This is a genomic window from Roseateles sp., from assembly GCF_047654785.1.
Classification (GTDB): Bacteria; Pseudomonadota; Gammaproteobacteria; order Burkholderiales; family Burkholderiaceae_C; genus Pelomonas.
Map to the genome: position 1 here is coordinate 1259770 of NZ_JASGKQ010000003.1, position 15441 is coordinate 1275210.

Consider the following 15441-nt stretch of genomic DNA (forward strand, 5'->3'; position numbering starts at 1 on the left):
AGCTTGCTTGGGGCGGCCCGGCGCGGCGCTCATTCAGCGACCATGCCGTCGCCCACGCCCAGCGTGCGCTGCATCAGCACCACGTCCAGCCAGCGGCCGAACTTCCAGCCCGCGCTCTTCAGCATGCCGGTGTGCTGGAAGCCCAGCGCGGTGTGCACGCCGATGGAGCCGGCGTTGGCCGCGTCGCCGATGACCGCGAGCATCTGCCGCGCGCCGGCCGCCTCGCAGCGCGCGATCAGCTCGGCCAGCAGCAGCCGGCCCAGCCCCGCGCCCTGGGCGGCGGGGGCGAGGTAGATGGAGTCCTCGACGCAGAAGCGGTAGGCCAGGCGCGGGCGGAAGTAGTTGGCGTAGGCATAGCCCAGCACCTCGCCGCCGCGCTCGGCCACCAGCCAGGGCAACTGGCGACCCAGCACCTCGGCGCGGCGGCGGCCCATCTCGTCGATGCCGGGCGCCTCGGTCTCGAAGGTGCCGGTGCCCTCGCGCACCGCCTGGGCGTAGATGGCCTGGATGGCGGGGAGGTCGGTCTCGGTGCTGGGGCGGATCGCCAGCGGCAGGGCGGCGGGCGAGGGCGGTGCGGGCTGTGACATCTGGCGGGCTCAGGGGTTGCCGGAAACGGGCGCGGGCGAGTTTATAATGCGCGGTTTTCGGCACTGGCTGCAGATGGCTGCGGCGTATCTACGGTGCCTGCCCTGGCAGGGGTTCCTGCTATTCGACTCGCTCGCCACTTGAGTGTCTCCTCGTGCGGTGGTCGCCCAATTTTTAGGAAACATCATGGTTGTGATTCGTCTGGCCCGCGGCGGCTCCAAGAAGCGCCCCTTCTACAACATCGTCGTCGCCAACAGCCAGCAACGCCGTGACGGCCGCTTCATCGAGCGCGTCGGCTTCTACAACCCCGTCGCCTCCGGCGCCGCCGAGAAGCTGCGCGTCGCGCAGGATCGCGTGAGCTACTGGGTCGGCGTCGGCGCCCAGCTGTCGCCCACCGTGGCCCGCCTGGTCGGCGAGGCCAAGGCGGCCGCCGTCGCCGCCGCCTGACGCGCGTGGCAGGCAGCAAGCCTCGGCAAGACGGCGCTTCGGCGCCGTTTTTTGCTTCTGACGCCGGCGACGCCCCCTGGCCGGCCGACCTGGTGCAGGTCGGCCGCATCCTGGACGCCTGGGGCGTCAAGGGCTGGTTCAAGGTGCAGGCCTATTCCAACCAGGGCGATGCGCTGTTCACCGCCAAGCGCTGGTTCCTGAAGAGCCCCGGCCCCAAGCCCGGCCAGCAGGCACTGAAGATGCTGTCCGTGCGCGAGCACGGCGACGGCATCGTCGCCAGCGCCGACGGCGTGGCGGACCGCAACGGCGCCGAGGCGCTGCGCGGCTGGGAGCTGTGGATCTCGCGCGCCGATTTCCCGCGGGCCGGCGACGGCGAGTACTACTGGGTGGACCTGATCGGCCTGGACGTCGTCAACCGCGAGGCCCAGCCGCTGGGCCGCGTCATCGGCCTGCTGGACACGGGCCCGCACGCGGTGCTGCGCGTCCTGCCGCCGGGCGTCGAGGCGCCGGCCAAGCCGGACCAGGAGCGGCTGATCCCGTTCGTCGCCGCGTTCGTCGATGACGTCAGCCTCGACGCGCGGCAGATCCGTGTCGACTGGGGCGTCGATTTCTGACGCCGCGCCGGCCGCCATGCGCTTCGACGTCCTGACGATCTTCCCGGAGCTGTTCGCGCCGCACCTGACGCACGGCGTCACGCGGCGCGCCTTCGAGAGCCGCCAGGTGGACGTGCGCTTCTGGCCGCTGCGCGACTTCGCCGAGGACAACTACCGCCGCGTCGATGACCGCCCCTACGGCGGCGGGCCCGGCATGGTGATGCTGGCGGAGCCGCTGGAGCGGGCGCTGGCCGCCGCGAAGGCGGACCGCGGCGAGGCGGCGCCGGCGGTCATCCACTTCACGCCCACCGGCGCGCGCCTGGACCAGCCGCTGGTGCAGCAACTCGCCGCCGGCCCCGGCGCCCTGCTGCTGTGCGGGCGCTACGAAGGCATCGACCAGCGCGTGCTGGACCGCCACGTGACGCTGGAGCTGAGCCTGGGCGACTTCGTGCTGTCCGGCGGCGAGCTGCCCGCGCTGGCGCTGCTGGACGCCGTCGCGCGGCTGCAGGACGGCGTGCTGGGCGATGCGCAGTCGCACCAGCAGGACAGTTTCTCGGACGGCCTGCTGGACTGCCCGCACTACAGCCGCCCCGAGGTCCTGGCCGACGGCCGCGGCGTGCCGGCGGTGCTGCTGTCCGGCCACCACGGCGCCATCGGCCGCTGGCGCCGCGAGCGCTCGCTGGCGCTGACGGCCGCGCGCCGGCCCGAGCTGATCGCCGCCGCCCGCGCCGCCGGCCGCCTGAGCCGGGCCGACGAGGCCTTCCTGGCCGGGCTCTAGGCAAAACCCGCAGCGCTGGCTATACTCGCGGGCTGTCCGATCCTCTGGCGGTCGAGTGGCCCGGTTCATGCCTCATGCCGGACTGCAAACATCCCGATAAATAGCGGCACGCCAAGATCCTTAGGAGCACAGATGGACCTGATCCAAACCCTCGAGCAAGAAGAAATCGCCCGCCTGAACAAGACCATCCCGGCCTTCGCCCCCGGCGACACCGTGATCGTCAGCGTCAACGTCGTCGAAGGCAGCCGCAAGCGCGTGCAGGCCTACGAAGGCGTCGTCATCGCCAAGCGCAACCGCGGCCTGAACAGCAGCTTCATCGTGCGCAAGATCTCCAGCGGCGAAGGCGTGGAGCGCACCTTCCAGCTGTACAGCCCGCTGATCGCGTCGATCGACGTCAAGCGCCGCGGCGACGTCCGCCGCGCCAAGCTGTACTACCTGCGCGAGCGCTCGGGCAAGTCGGCGCGCATCAAGGAGAAGCTGGCTTAATCCGCCGGTTCCCACCGCCCAAGGCCGCCCGGAGCCCCGCTCTCGGCGGCTTTTGTTTTTCCGCATGACACGTCCCGCCATCATCCAGCCCCAGCTCGCGCCGGTCACGGGCATCGACGACCACCTGCCGCCGGTGCCCGCCGCCGCGCTGACGCCCGAGGCCATCCGCGCGCGGCTCGCGGCGCTGCCCGGCTGGTCGCCCGAATTCGCCGGTGACGGCGGCCTGTTCCCCGGCCGCACGCCCACCGGCGCGGCCGTGCTGCTGCCGCTGGTGCAGCGCGACGCCGGCCTGAACCTGCTGCTGACCCGCCGCACCGACCACCTGCGCGACCACGCCGGCCAGATCAGCTTCCCCGGCGGCCGCACCGAGCCGCAGGACGACGGCCCCGTGGCCACCGCGCTGCGCGAGACCGAGGAAGAGATCGGCCTGCCGCGCGAGCGCATCGAGGTGATCGGCCAGTTGCCGGTCTACGCCACCGTCACCGCCTTCCAGGTGACGCCGGTGGTGGGCCTGGTGCGGCCGGGCTTCACGCTGGCGCTGGACGCGTTCGAGGTCGCCGAGGCCTTCGAGGTGCCGCTGGCCTTCCTGATGAACCCGGCGCACCACCGCCACCACCGCTTCGAGCTCGCCGGCACCGAGCGGCGCTTCCTGTCCATGCCCTGGCAGGGCGCCGGGCGCGAGTACTTCATCTGGGGCGCGACGGCGGCGATGTTGCGCAACCTCTACCGCCTGCTCAGCGCCCCCTGAGCGCGCCACTATCATCCGGGCCCATGAATTTCTTCGCGGTGTTGCTGGCCCTGTTGTGTGAACAGCTCAAACCCCTGAGGCATGGCAACCGCGTGCACCAGTCGGTCATCGGCTGGGTGCGCTGGACGGGCCGCAATTTCGACGCCGGCGACACCCATCACGCCGCCGTCGTCTGGGCCATCACCGTGCTGGTGCCGGGCGTCGCCGTGGCGCTGCTGTACTGGGGGCTGCGCCATTTCAGCCTGCTGCTGGCGCTGGCGCTGAACGTGTTCGTGCTGTACCTGACGCTGGGCTTCCGCCAGTTCAGCCACTACTTCACCGACATCCGCGACGCGCTGGAGCGCGGCGACGACACGACCGCGCGCCGGCTGCTGGCCGAGTGGCGCCACCTGGACGCCAGCGAGCTGCCGCGCACCGAGCTGATCCGCCACGTCATCGAACACTCGCTGCTGGCCGCGCACCGCCATGTGTTCGGCGTGTTCTTCTGGTTCATCGTCTGTTCCACGCTGGGCCTGGGGCCGGCCGGCGCGGTGGTCTACCGGATGGCCGAGTTCGCCGGCCGCTACTGGGCCTTCAAGAGCCGCACGCTGGACGCGCCCGCCAACGCGCGGCTGCTGGCCCTGTCGCGCCAGGCCTTCACGGTGATCGACCACCTGCCCGCACGCCTGACGGCCACCGGCTTCGCCATCGTCGGCAACTTCGAGGAAGCGGTGAACGCCTGGCGGCGCGACGCCAGCCTGTGGCTGCATCCGAACGAGGGCATCATCCTCGCGTCCGCGGCCGGCGCGGTCGGCCTGCAACTGGGCGGCGCGGCCGCGCCCGGCATCACGCCGGACCGCAGCAAGACCTTCGACGCCGGCACCGAGCCCGAGACCACCGGCGCCGCCGGCTCGACCGCAGGCGTGCCGCCGCAGCTGGGCCACCTGCAGAGCGTGGTGGGCCTGGTGTGGCGCTCGGTGGTGCTGTGGATGCTGCTGCTGGCGCTGCTGACGCTGGCCAACCTGGTCGGCTGAGCGCGCAGGTGCGCCGCGGCGCACCTGCGCCGGCGGGCTACTTCAGCACCGTCTGCTGCATGAACAGCACGGTCGCGTAGAACTGGTAGTCCTGGTTGTCCTTCTTCTGGAAGCCGTGGCCCTCGTTCTCGGCGCGCAGGTACCAGACCGGCGTGCCGCCCTGGCGCACCGTGGCGACGATCTGCTCGGCCTCGGTGTAGGGCACGCGCGGGTCGTTCTTGCCCTGGATGACGAACAGCGGCTTCTTGATCCGGGCCGCGTTGGTCAGCGGCGAGATCTTCTCCAGGTGCGCCTTCATGGCCGGGTCGCGCTCGTCGCCGTACTCGACGCGGCGCAGGTCGCGGCGGTAGCTCTCCGTGTTGTTCAGGAAGGTCACGAAGTGCGAGATGCCCACCACGTCGATGGCGCCGGCGATGCGGTCGGCGTAGTGCGTGGACACGGCCAGCGTCATGTAGCCGCCGTAGCTGCCGCCCATGACGAGCACGCGCGAGGCGTCCAGGCCGGGCTGCGCGGCGATCCAGTCCAGCAGCGCGCCGATGTCCTTCACGGAGTCCTCGCGCTTGAAACCGTTGTCCATCGCCAGGAAGCTCTTGCCGTAGCCGCTGGAGCCGCGCACGTTCGGCTGGATCAGCGCCATGCCCAGCTCTTGCACGAAGTAGGCGTTGCGGCCCAGGAAGCCGACGCTGGCCTGCGATTCCGGGCCGCCGTGGATCGAAATCAGCACCGGGCGCTTGCCGGTGAAGCGCTTCGGCGGCGTGGTCAGCAGGCCGGAGATGGGGGTGCCGTCGAAGCTCTTCCAGCGCACGACCCGCTGCTCGCTGAAGCCGGACGTGTCCATGCCCGGCGCGGCGGCCGCGCGGGTCCACTGTTCGACCCGGCCGTCCGCCGCCAGCGAGTAGATCTGGCTCGGGCCCTGGGCGTTGCTGACCGAGAAGGCCAGCTCGCCGCGGGCGCGGTGGAAGGACGCGGCGCCGACGTTGCCGGCGGGCAGCGCGGCGGGGGCGGGCACTTCGCGGGCGGTGGCGGCGTCGAAGAAGTGCAGCTCGTGGCGGCCGTCGACGTTGAACTGCGCGGCCAGCCGGCGGCCGTCCTGGGTCAGCGTGACGCCGCTGACGTCCCAGGGGATGTGGCTGCTGACGCGGTCGATGCGGCCGCTGGCGAGGTCCAGCTTCATCAGCTCGCGGAACTCGCCGGCGCGGTCGCTGGTGATCCACATCCCGCGGCCGTCGGGCGTCCAGCCGGCCGGGCTGTACGTGGCCTTGGCCTCGCTGCCGCCCGGCGCGGGCAGCAGCTGCTTGGGCACGCCGCTGTGCAGGTCCAGCAGCCAGACCTGCGACTCGTTGGCCGACAGGTAGCGGCTCAGCGTCAGCAGGCGCTCGTCGGGCGAGGGCCGGCCCGCGGCCCAGCCGCCGCCGTCCAGCTCGGCCAGCTTGCGGCGGCCTTCGGGCTGCTCGGGGTCCATCAGCCACAGCGTGGTGCTGACCTTGCTGCGCGTGCCGCCCTGGGCCGTGCGGTCGATGGGCACCGACGAATAGACCAGCTGGCCGCTGCGGCGCAGCCAGGTGTTGATGGCGTGGCGCTCGTCGGGGCGGGTCAGCAGCACCGGCTGCGCGCCGGGCGTGTCCAGCGGCAGGCGGTAGATCTGCCCGACCTCGTTGCCGCCGCTGGCGCGCTCGAAGACGATGTACTTGCCGGTGCGCGGCTCGTAGCTGGCGCGGGTCACCGGGTCGGCGCCGTCGGTCAGCGGCTCGCCCTCGGCGCCCGGCTGGCTGACGCGGAAGATCTGCGCGGTGTTGGCGCCGGCCTTGCGGTGGCTGACCAGCATCTCGCGCTGCGTCGGATGCCAGTCGGCGAAGCTGTGGCCGCGGAAGTCGTTGTAGCGGCTGATGGCGTCGGCCAGGCGCTGCGGCACGGGCGGGATGCCCTGCACGACGAGGTTGGCGTTGGGCGCGACGACGGCGGTGGCGGCGGTCGGGGCCGGCGGCGCGGCGCAGCCGGCCAGCAGCGCGGCGGCGAGGGCGCAGGCGGGAAGGGTCAGTCGGTTCATGGGGCCTCTGGAAAGGGAAATGGGCGCTCGAAGCGCCCATTCTCGTGCGGGTCTCGGGCCGCTGCCCGGCCCGACATGCCCGCGGGTCAGGCGGTCTGCTGGATGCCGGCGATCAGCCAGCCGTCGCCGGACTTGACCAGGTGCCACACCTCATCGAAGTCGGCGGCCGCCTGCTCGCTCTGCTCGCGCACCAGGCCCCAGAAGCGCACGGACACGACCTGCTCGCCGTTCTCGGTGGCCACGTCCACGACGCTGGCGTCCAGTTGCATCACCTCGGTGCGCTGCGGCTGGTTGCCGCGCTCCAGCAGGTCGTGCTGGATGCTGGCGTACATCTGCGGCGTGGTGAAGCGGCGCAGGTCGGCCTGGTCGGCGGCGTCATTGGCGGCCTGCAGGCGGATGAATACCTGCTTGGCGATCTTCTCGAAGCCCGCGGCGTCGAAGCCGGCCGGCACGGCCGATGCGGCCGGCGCCGCGGTGGCCGCGGCCGGCGGGTTCCACGCCGGCGGCTGCTGCGGCTGCCGGGCGTCGAAGTTCATGCCATTGGCGCCGGCCAGCTGCGGCGGCTTCGGCGCGGCGAAGCGGCGCATCAGGAAGCGGATGGCCACCACCGCGACCAGGCCCAGCAGCAGCAGGGTCATGAAGTTGGCCAGCTCGGCGCCGAAGCCGAGGTGGCTGGCCAGCGCGGCCAGGCCCAGGCCGGCGGCCAGGCCCGCGAGCGGCCCCATCCACGAGCGCTTGGGCGCCGCCGCGGCGGGTGCGGCCGGCGTCGCGCCAGCCTGCTTGGCCGGGGCGGCCTGCTGCGGCGCTGCGGGCTGTTGCGCGGGCGGCGTGCGCGGCGCCGTCTGCGTGGGCAGGCTGCGCTTCATGCCGCCGCCGCCCAGGCGCTTGGCCTCGGCATCGTGGGCGGGCAGGGAGACGGCCAGCAGGGCGGCCAGGGTCACGGCGAGGAAGCGGTTCACGTGGGGGGGTCTCCAGGAGTGAGGAACGGGCCCGATGCATATCGCGGCAAGGCTCAGGATTTTCAACGGTCCCGGATATCGGCGATGGTGGTTTTTCCGAAGTCAGGCCGCGCCAAAAACTGAAGGATGTCGGCCGCAGCGGCGTCGGCGGTCTGCAGCTGGCCGCCGTCCTTCAGGCCCTGGAAGCGCGCCTGCTCGGGGAAGCGGGCCGGGTCGGCGCCGCGCAGTTGCAGCTGCATGTCGGTGTCGATGACGCCCGGCGCCAGCGACACGATGCCGACGTCCGGCGCCTCCAGCGCCAGCGCACGGCTGAGGTGGTCCAGCCCGGCCTTGACGGCGCAGTACGCGGCGCTGCCGGCCATCGCGCGGCGGCCCAGGCCGGAGGAGATGTTCAGCAGCCGGCGCCGGGCGACGCCGGCGGTCTCGGCCAGGAAGACCCGGCTCAGCAGCGCCGGCGCCTCCAGCCCCACGCGCAGCGCGGCGGACAGCTCCGCCAGCCCGCTGGCGGCCAGCGGCCCGGGCGCGCCCAGCAGCGCGGCGTTGTTGACCAGCGTGGCGCTGGCCCAGCCGGTGTTGGCGCGCAGCCAGGCCTGCAGGCGCTCGGCGGCGGGCAGCGGGTCGGCCAGGTCCAGCGTCCATTGCTCGGCCGGCAGCGCCGGGTCCAGCCGGCGGGCAATGCCGACGACGGCGTTGCCGGGCACGGCGAGCTGCCGCACGAGGGCCGCGCCGAGGCCGCGCGAACTGCCGGTGACGATGTAGAGGTGCATTCAGAACTCCGCAGGGCAGGTGAGGTGGAGGGCGCCGACGCGCAGCTCGCTGGCGTGCAGCAGCAGGCGCGGGCTGGCGGCGGCGATGTCGGGCGGCGCGTAGAGCGCGTCGCCCAGCAGCGGGTGGCCGAGGTGGGCCAGGTGCACGCGCAGCTGGTGGCTGCGGCCGGTCAGCGGCTCCAGCGCGACGCGGGTGTGGCGGCCGGCGGCGGCCAGCGCCCGCCAGCGGGTCTGCGAGGGCTTGCCGCGCACCGGGTCCACCTGCTGGCGCGGGCGGTTGGGCCAGTCGGCGGCCAGCGGCAGGTCGATCAGGCCTTCGCCCGCCAGCTGGCCGGCGGCGATGGCGACATAGCGCTTGCCGATGCGGCGCGCGGCGAAGTCCGCGCTCAGCTCGCGCTGCGCCTGCGGCCCGCGCGCGAACAGCAGCAGGCCCGAGGTGGCCTGGTCCAGCCGGTGGACGACGAGCGCGTCCGGGTAGAGCGCCTGCACGCGCGCGCTGGCGCAGTCCGGCTCGCTGCGGCCCGGCACGCTGAGCAGGCCGGCCGGCTTGTCGATGGCGACCAGGCGCTCGTCGGCGTGCAGCACCCGGATCATCGGGACGACACGACGATGCCCGCCGCGATCAGCGCGAACGCCGCGCCGTGGTACCAGGCCGGCGCCACGCCCAGCAGCGCGGCGGAGATCAGCGCGGCGAACACCGGCGTCAGGTTGACGAAGAAGCCCGCCACCGCCGGGCCCGCCTCGGCCACGCCCAGGCCCCAGCAGCGGTAGGCGATCAGCGACGGGCCGATGGCCACGTAGGCCAGCACGGCCACCAGCGTCGGGCGCCAGTGGACCTCGGCCGGCGCGACGGCGTGCTCGACGCCGGCCGACACGCCCGAGAAGAACAGGCCGAACATCAGCTGCGCCATCAGCGCCTCGGCCCAGTGCCAGTCCGGCCGCTCGCCGGGCCGCAGCCCCGGGGCCGGGCGCGCCAGCATCCACGAGTAGACGGCCCAGGCGAACAGGGCCACCAGCATCAGCAGGTCGCCGGGCACGAAATGCACCTCCCGCAGTGCCGCCGGGTCGCCGCGCGCGATCACCAGCGCCACGCCCGCCAGCGACAGCGCCGCGCCGGCCACTTGCCGCCGCGTGGGCTTCACGCCGTGGAACGCCGCGCCCACGCCCAGCATCCACACCGGCATGCTGGCGGTGATCAGCGTGACGTTCAGCGGCGACGAGGTGTGCAGCGCCAGGTACTGCAGCGCGTTGTAGCAACCCATGCCGAGGAAACCCAGCCCCGCCAGGCCGCGCCAGCGCGACAGCGCCTCGCCCGGATGGCGCAGCAGCCGGCGCGCCAGCGGCGCCAGCAGCACGAAGGCCAGCGCCCAGCGCAGCGCGTTCAGCAGCAGCGGCGGGATGTCGTGGCGCACCAGCCGGCCGGCCACGGCATTGCCGGCCCAGAGCAGGGGCGGCGCGGTCAGCAGCAGGGCCAGGCGTGGGGTCAGCGTCATCGTCGGCGGCGGCGGGGCCAAAGGGCTGGCACGATACCGGAGGTGCGAAACAGGAGGACACGCATGAGCGAAAAAGCCGTCGTCATCGAGGCCCCGGGCGGCCCGGAGCAGTTGCAACTGGTGGACGTGGAGGTGGGCGAGCCCGGGCCGGGCGAGGTCCGCATCCGCCACCATGCCTGCGGCCTGAACTACATCGACGTCTACCACCGCAACGGCAGCTACCCGCTGCCGCTGCCGGCGCGGCTGGGCATGGAGGGCGCGGGCGTGGTGGAGGCGGTGGGCGAGGGCGTCGCGCACCTGAAGGCGGGCGACCGCGCCGCCTATGCCAGCCAGCCGCCCGGCGCCTACGCGACCGCGCGCGTGATGCCCGCCCGCTGCGTGCTCAGGCTGCCCGACGCGATCGCCTTCGACACCGCCGCGGCCATGATGCTCAAGGGCCTGACGGTGCAGTACCTGCTGCGCCGCACGCTGCCGCAGGGCGGGCTGCAGGCGGGCGACTTCGTGCTGTTCCACGCGGCGGCCGGCGGCGTCGGCCTGATCGCCTGCCAGTGGGCGCGGGCGCTCGGGCTGCAATTGATCGGCACCGCCGGCAGCGACGAGAAATGCGCGCTGGCGCTGGCGCATGGCGCCGCGCACGCGATCAACTACCGGCGCGATCCCGACTTCGCGGCCCGGGTGCGCGAGATCACCGGCGGCCGCGGCGTGAAGGTGGTGTACGACTCGGTCGGCGCCGACACCTGGGCCGGCTCGCTGGACAGCCTGGCGCCGTTCGGGCTGCTGGCCAGCTTCGGCGGCGCGTCGGGGCCGGTGCCGCCGGTCAATATCGGCACGCTGGCAGCCAAGGGCTCGCTGTACCTGACGCGGCCGACGCTGTTCACGCACCTGGCCTCGCAGCAGGCGACGCAGGCGATGGGCGACGAGCTGTTCGCGCTGGTGGCCGGCGGGCAGGTGGACATCCGCATCGACCGGCGCTATGCACTGGCCGACGTGGCCGAGGCGCACCGCGACCTGGAGGCCCGCCGCCTGGTGGGCAGTGCGGTGCTGCTGCCCTGACGGCGGCCGGCGCCGGGGTCAGCCCCGGCGCACGCGGCGCAGTTCGTCGAGGACCAGCAGCACCGCGCCGACGGTGATGGCGCTGTCGGCGACGTTGAAGGCCGGGAAGTACCAGCCGCCGGCATGGACCTGGATGAAGTCCACCACGTAGCCGTGTACGGCCCGGTCGATGACGTTGCCCAGGGCGCCGCCGAGGATCAGCGTCAGCGCCCAGGCGAACAGGCGTTGCTGGCCGTGGCGGCGCAGCATCCAGACGATGAAGCCGGCCGCCGCCAGGCCCAGGCCGAGGAAGAACCAGCGCTGCCAGCCCGAGGCGCCGTGCAGGAAGCTGAACGCGGCGCCGTAGTTGTGGGCGCGCACGAGGTTGAAGAAGCCGGTGACGGGGTGCACGTCGCCGAGCTGGAAGGCGCCGATGACCAGGATCTTGGTGAGCTGGTCGACGACGATGATCAGCGCGGCGGCCAGCAGCCACTGGCTCAGCCGCGTGCCGGGGGCGGTCCTGCTCATGCTCAGGCCACGGTGCGGGTTTCGCCCGCGCCGTGCAGGTTGCTGTCGCAGCGGCCGCACAGCGTGGGGTGGGCTGCGATGCTGCCGACGTCGGCCCGGTAGTGCCAGCAGCGCTCGCACTTGGCATGGGCGCTGGGCGTGACGGCGACGCCGAACTGCGCCGCCGGCAGCAGCGTCACCGCCGAGGTGATGAAGACGAAGCGCAGGTCGTCGCCCAGGCTGGCCAGCAGCGCATGGTCCTGCGCGTCCAGCTGCAGCGTCAGCTCGGCCTGCAGCGAGGCGCCGATGGCGCCGGTGGTGCGCACCGCCTCGATGGCCTTGTTGACCTCGCCGCGGATCTCGTGGATGCGGCGCCATTTGGCCAGCAGCGCGGCGTCGACGGCGCCGAAATCCCAGTAGGTCTCGGTGAAGATGCTCTCGCCGGGCTGCCTGCCTGCGAACACGGCCCAGGCTTCCTCGGCCGTGAAGCTCAGGAAGGGCGCCATCCAGCGCAGCATCGCGTGCGTGATCTGCGACAGCGCCGTCTGCGCCGAGCGGCGCGCGAGGCTCTTGGGCGCCGTCGTGTAGAGGCGGTCCTTCAGCACGTCGAGGTAGAAGGCGCCGAGGTCCTCGGAGCAGTAGACCTGCAGCTTGGCGACCACCGGGTGGAACTCGTAGCGCTCGAAGTGGCCGAGGATGTCGGCCTGCAGTTCGGCCGCGCGGGCCAGCGCGTAGCGGTCCACCTCCAGCAGCTGTTCGGGCGCGACGGCGTCGGTGGCGGGGTCGAAGTCGCTGGTGTTGGCGAGCAGGAAGCGCAGCGTGTTGCGGATGCGGCGGTAGGCGTCCACGACACGGGCGAGGATCTTGTCGTCCAGGCCCAGGTCGCCGGAGTAGTCGGTCGCGGCCGTCCACAAGCGCAGGATCTCGGCGCCGTATTTGTCCGACACGGCCTGCGGCGCGACGACGTTGCCCATGGACTTGCTCATCTTGCGGCCCTGGCCGTCGACGACGAAGCCGTGCGTCAGCAGGCCCTTGTAGGGCGCGCGGCCGTAGAGCGCGCAGGCGATCAGCAGCGAGGAGTGGAACCAGCCGCGGTGCTGGTCGTGGCCTTCCAGATACAGGTCGGCCTCGGGGCCGTCGTCATGCGCCGCGCCCCGGTGGCTGCCCTTGAGCACATGCTCGAAGGTGGAGCCGGAGTCGAACCAGACGTCGAGGATGTCGTTGCCCTTGGTGTAGTGGGCGGCGTCCTCGCCCAGCCAGTCGGCCGCGTCGAGCTTGGCCCAGGCCTCGATGCCGCCGCGCTCGACGAGTTGCGCGGCGCGTTCGATGAAGTCCAGCGTGTCCGGGTGCGCCTCGCCGGTGTCCTTGTGCAGAAAGATCGGCAGCGGCACGCCCCAGGAGCGCTGGCGCGAGATGCACCAGTCGGGCCGGCCGGCGATCATGTCGTGCAGCCGGGCGCGGCCGTTCTCGGGGTAGAAGCTCGTCGCCTCGATCGCGGCGAGCGCGGTCTGGCGCAGGCTCTGCGGGGCCTTGTCGGTCGTGAACAGGCCCTCGCCCTCGTCCATGCGCACGAACCACTGCGCGGCGGCGCGGTAGATGACCGGCGTCTTGTGCCGCCAGCAGTGCGGGTAGCTGTGCGTGATCTTGCTCTGCGCCATCAGCCGGCCGGCGTCCAGCAGCGCTTGCGCGACGGCGGCATTGGCCTTCCAGATGTGCTGGCCGCCGAACAGCGGCAACTCGGCCGCATACGCGCCGTTGCCCTGCACGGGGTTCAGGATGTCGTCGAAGGCCAGGCCGTGGGCGACGCAGCTCTGGAAGTCGTCCAGGCCGTAGGCGGGCGCGGAGTGGACGACGCCGGTGCCGTCCTCGGCGGTGGCGTAGTCGGCCAGATACACCGGGCTTTCGCGGTCGTAGCCGGGGTCAACGTGGGCCAGCGGGTGCTTGAACTTCAGCAGTTCCAGCTTGCGGCCGGGCGTGGTGGCGACGATGCGGCCGTCGAGCTGCCAGCGCGCCAGGCATTTCTCGACCAGCGCCTCGGCGACGACGAAGCAGCCGCGCGGCGTGTCCACCAGCGCATAGGGCAGCTCGGGGTTGAGGTTGAGCGCCTGGTTGGCGGGAATCGTCCAGGGCGTCGTCGTCCAGATGACGGTGAAGGCCTCCTTCGCCAGCGGCGCGACGCCGAAGGCGGCGGCCAGCTTCCCGGGCTCGGCGCACAGGAAGGCCACGTCCACGGCCGGGCTCTGCTTGTCGGCGTACTCGATCTCGAACTCGGCCAGCGACGAGCCGCAGTCGAAGCACCAGTACACCGGCTTCAGCCCGCGGTAGACGAAGCCGCGCTCGAACAGCCGCTTCAGCACGCGGATCTCGCCGGCCTCGTTGGCGAAGTCCATCGTCTTGTACGGGTGCGCCCAGTCGCCCAGCACGCCCAGGCGCTTGAAGTCGCGGCGCTGGGCGTCGATCTGCTCGGTGGCGTAGGCGCGGCTCTTGGCCTGCACCTCGTCGCGCGGCAGGCCGCGGCCGAAGGTCTTCTCGATCTGGTTCTCGATCGGCAGGCCGTGGCAGTCCCAGCCGGGGATGTAGGCGGCGTCGAAGCCCGCGAGCTGGCGCGCCTTGACGATCATGTCCTTCAGGATCTTGTTGGCCGCATGGCCGATGTGGATCTGGCCGTTGGCATAGGGCGGGCCGTCGTGCAGCACGAATTTCGGCGCGCCGCAGCGCGCGTCGCGCAGCCGCTTGTACAGGCCCTGCTCGTCCCATTGCTGCACCCAGCCCGGCTCGCGCTTGGGCAGGTCGCCGCGCATCGGGAAGGGCGTGTCGGGCAGGTTGAGCGTGGAGCGGTAGTCCGGGGTGGTCATGGCGGGCGGCCAGGCGGCGGGCCTGGCGGTCGGAAGGCGGGGGAGGCGAGGACGACGGGCGGCGGGGCGCCGCTTCAAATTCGGTCGCGCGTGGTCTGGCGGCTGACCTGGGCGTGCGAGGCGGCGTGGCCGGCCAGGAAGGCGCGGGCGGCCTCGGTGTCCTGGCGAATCGCGGCCGTCAGCGTGGCCAGGTCGTCGTACCGGGCCTCGTCGCGGAGTTTGTGCAGCAGTTCCACACGGGCCAGTTTACCGTAGCCCCCCTCGCGGCCCAGTTCGTCGGCCGGCCAGTCCAGGCAGTGCACTTCGAGCAGCACGCGGCCGGCGTCCTCGATGGTGGGCCGGTTGCCCAGGCTGGCGACGCCCGGCAGCGGCCGCTGCACGAGGCCATGCACCTGCACCGCGAAGATGCCGTGCGCGGCCGGCCTGCCGTGCGGGAAGCGCAGGTTCAGCGTGCGGAAGCCGTCGGCCGTGCCGGGCGCGCGCTCGCCCAGTTGCCGGCCCAGCTTGCGGCCGTGCGTGACGTGGCCCGAGACCGCATAGGGCCGGCCCAGCAGCGCGGCGGCGGCGTCCATGTCGCCCGCGGCCAGCGCCTCGCGCACGGCCGAGCTGCTCACGCGCAGGCCGTGCACCTCGTAGCTCATCATGCGGGCGACGTCGAAGCCCTGCGCCCGGCCGGCGGCGTCCAGCGTCGCGTAGTCGCCCTGGCGCTTGGCGCCGAAGCGGAAGTCGTCGCCCACCAGCACGTAGCGCGCGCCCAGGCCCTCGCGCAGCACCTGGCGGATGAAGTTCTGCGCCGGCAGCGCGGCCAGCGCCTCGTCGAAGGGCAGGATGACCACCTGGTCCACGCCGCAGCGCGCCAGCTCGACGAGCTTGTCGCGCAGCGTGGCGATGCGGGCCGGCGCCAGTTCGGGCTTGCCCAGCCGGGCCGCGAAATGGTCGCGCGGGTGCGGCTCGAAGGTCAGCACGCAGCTCGGCAGGCCGCGGTGCCGGGCCTCGGACTGCAGCAGCGCCAGCATGGCCTGGTGGCCCCGGTGCACGCCGTCGAAATTGCCGATGGTCAGCGCGCAGGCGGGCGCGATGCCGGGATGGTGGAAGCCGCGAAAGACACGCATGCCGGAAATTATCGCGGCG

16 protein-coding genes are annotated in these 15441 nt (G+C 72.6%); 7 read left to right on the forward strand and 9 right to left on the reverse strand.

The genetic code is table 11. From position 1 onward, the window contains the following. Positions 1 to 29 precede the first annotated feature (29 nt). Positions 30 to 587, reverse strand: coding sequence for a GNAT family N-acetyltransferase (locus QM788_RS14870; protein WP_415662237.1), 558 nt, complete (start codon positions 585 to 587; stop codon positions 30 to 32). Between the two features lie 184 nt (positions 588 to 771). On the opposite strand from QM788_RS14870, the gene rpsP reads away from it, so the two are divergent. The 6 genes from rpsP (at position 772) to QM788_RS14900 (ending at position 4650) form a co-directional block, all read left to right on the forward strand. Then, positions 772 to 1032, forward strand: a complete 261-nt coding sequence (gene rpsP, locus QM788_RS14875; protein WP_415662238.1) for a 30S ribosomal protein S16 — start codon at positions 772 to 774, stop codon at positions 1030 to 1032. 92 nt (positions 1033 to 1124) lie between these two features. After that, positions 1125 to 1646: a ribosome maturation factor RimM gene (gene rimM, locus QM788_RS14880; protein ID WP_415662239.1), complete on the forward strand. Its 522-nt coding sequence runs from the start codon at positions 1125 to 1127 to the stop codon at positions 1644 to 1646. 16 nt (positions 1647 to 1662) lie between these two features. Next, positions 1663 to 2403 (forward strand): tRNA (guanosine(37)-N1)-methyltransferase TrmD, encoded by a 741-nt coding sequence (gene trmD / locus QM788_RS14885; protein WP_415662240.1) that lies wholly within the window; start codon positions 1663 to 1665, stop codon positions 2401 to 2403. Between the two features lie 132 nt (positions 2404 to 2535). Continuing rightward, positions 2536 to 2889, forward strand: coding sequence for a 50S ribosomal protein L19 (gene rplS / locus QM788_RS14890; RefSeq protein ID WP_415662241.1), 354 nt, complete (start codon positions 2536 to 2538; stop codon positions 2887 to 2889). A gap of 64 nt (positions 2890 to 2953) precedes the next feature. Continuing rightward, the gene (locus QM788_RS14895) at positions 2954 to 3637 is read left to right on the forward strand and encodes a CoA pyrophosphatase (RefSeq protein ID WP_415662242.1); all 684 of its coding nucleotides are present in this window, start codon (positions 2954 to 2956) and stop codon (positions 3635 to 3637) included. Between the two features lie 23 nt (positions 3638 to 3660). Next, positions 3661 to 4650, forward strand: a complete 990-nt coding sequence (locus tag QM788_RS14900) for a CobD/CbiB family protein (RefSeq protein ID WP_415662243.1) — start codon at positions 3661 to 3663, stop codon at positions 4648 to 4650. A 37-nt stretch (positions 4651 to 4687) separates the two neighbouring features. Here QM788_RS14900 and QM788_RS14905 read toward each other — a convergent pair whose 3' ends face one another. From QM788_RS14905 to QM788_RS14925, 5 genes are all read right to left on the reverse strand, one after another. After that, positions 4688 to 6697, reverse strand: a complete 2010-nt coding sequence (locus QM788_RS14905) for a prolyl oligopeptidase family serine peptidase (RefSeq protein ID WP_415662244.1) — start codon at positions 6695 to 6697, stop codon at positions 4688 to 4690. An 86-nt stretch (positions 6698 to 6783) separates the two neighbouring features. Further along, positions 6784 to 7656 carry a Tim44 domain-containing protein gene (locus tag QM788_RS14910; protein ID WP_415662245.1) on the reverse strand — a complete coding sequence of 291 codons (873 nt, stop codon included), beginning with the start codon at positions 7654 to 7656 and terminating at the stop codon, positions 6784 to 6786. A 62-nt stretch (positions 7657 to 7718) separates the two neighbouring features. After that, entirely contained in the window at positions 7719 to 8423 is a 705-nt protein-coding gene (locus QM788_RS14915; protein WP_415662246.1) for an SDR family NAD(P)-dependent oxidoreductase, read from the reverse strand. Next, positions 8424 to 9017, reverse strand: coding sequence for an RluA family pseudouridine synthase (locus QM788_RS14920; RefSeq protein ID WP_415662247.1), 594 nt, complete (start codon positions 9015 to 9017; stop codon positions 8424 to 8426). Continuing rightward, positions 9014 to 9916, reverse strand: a complete 903-nt coding sequence (locus QM788_RS14925; protein WP_415662248.1) for a DMT family transporter — start codon at positions 9914 to 9916, stop codon at positions 9014 to 9016. The genes QM788_RS14920 and QM788_RS14925 overlap by 4 nt, the downstream gene beginning before the upstream one ends. A 63-nt stretch (positions 9917 to 9979) precedes the next feature. On the opposite strand from QM788_RS14925, the gene QM788_RS14930 reads away from it, so the two are divergent. After that, positions 9980 to 10969, forward strand: coding sequence for a quinone oxidoreductase family protein (locus QM788_RS14930; RefSeq protein WP_415662249.1), 990 nt, complete (start codon positions 9980 to 9982; stop codon positions 10967 to 10969). An 18-nt stretch (positions 10970 to 10987) separates the two neighbouring features. Here the strand turns inward: QM788_RS14930 and lspA are convergent, their stop codons facing one another. The 3 genes from lspA to QM788_RS14945 all read right to left on the reverse strand — a co-directional run bounded on the left by lspA (position 10988) and on the right by QM788_RS14945 (position 15422). Beyond that, positions 10988 to 11476, reverse strand: a complete 489-nt coding sequence (gene lspA, locus QM788_RS14935; RefSeq protein WP_415662250.1) for a signal peptidase II — start codon at positions 11474 to 11476, stop codon at positions 10988 to 10990. Positions 11477 to 11478: 2 nt separating this feature from the next. Continuing rightward, positions 11479 to 14310, reverse strand: a complete 2832-nt coding sequence (ileS, locus tag QM788_RS14940) for an isoleucine--tRNA ligase (RefSeq protein ID WP_415662251.1) — start codon at positions 14308 to 14310, stop codon at positions 11479 to 11481. 74 nt (positions 14311 to 14384) lie between these two features. Beyond that, positions 14385 to 15422 (reverse strand): bifunctional riboflavin kinase/FAD synthetase, encoded by a 1038-nt coding sequence (locus tag QM788_RS14945; protein WP_415662252.1) that lies wholly within the window; start codon positions 15420 to 15422, stop codon positions 14385 to 14387. Between the last annotated feature and the right edge of the window lie 19 nt (positions 15423 to 15441).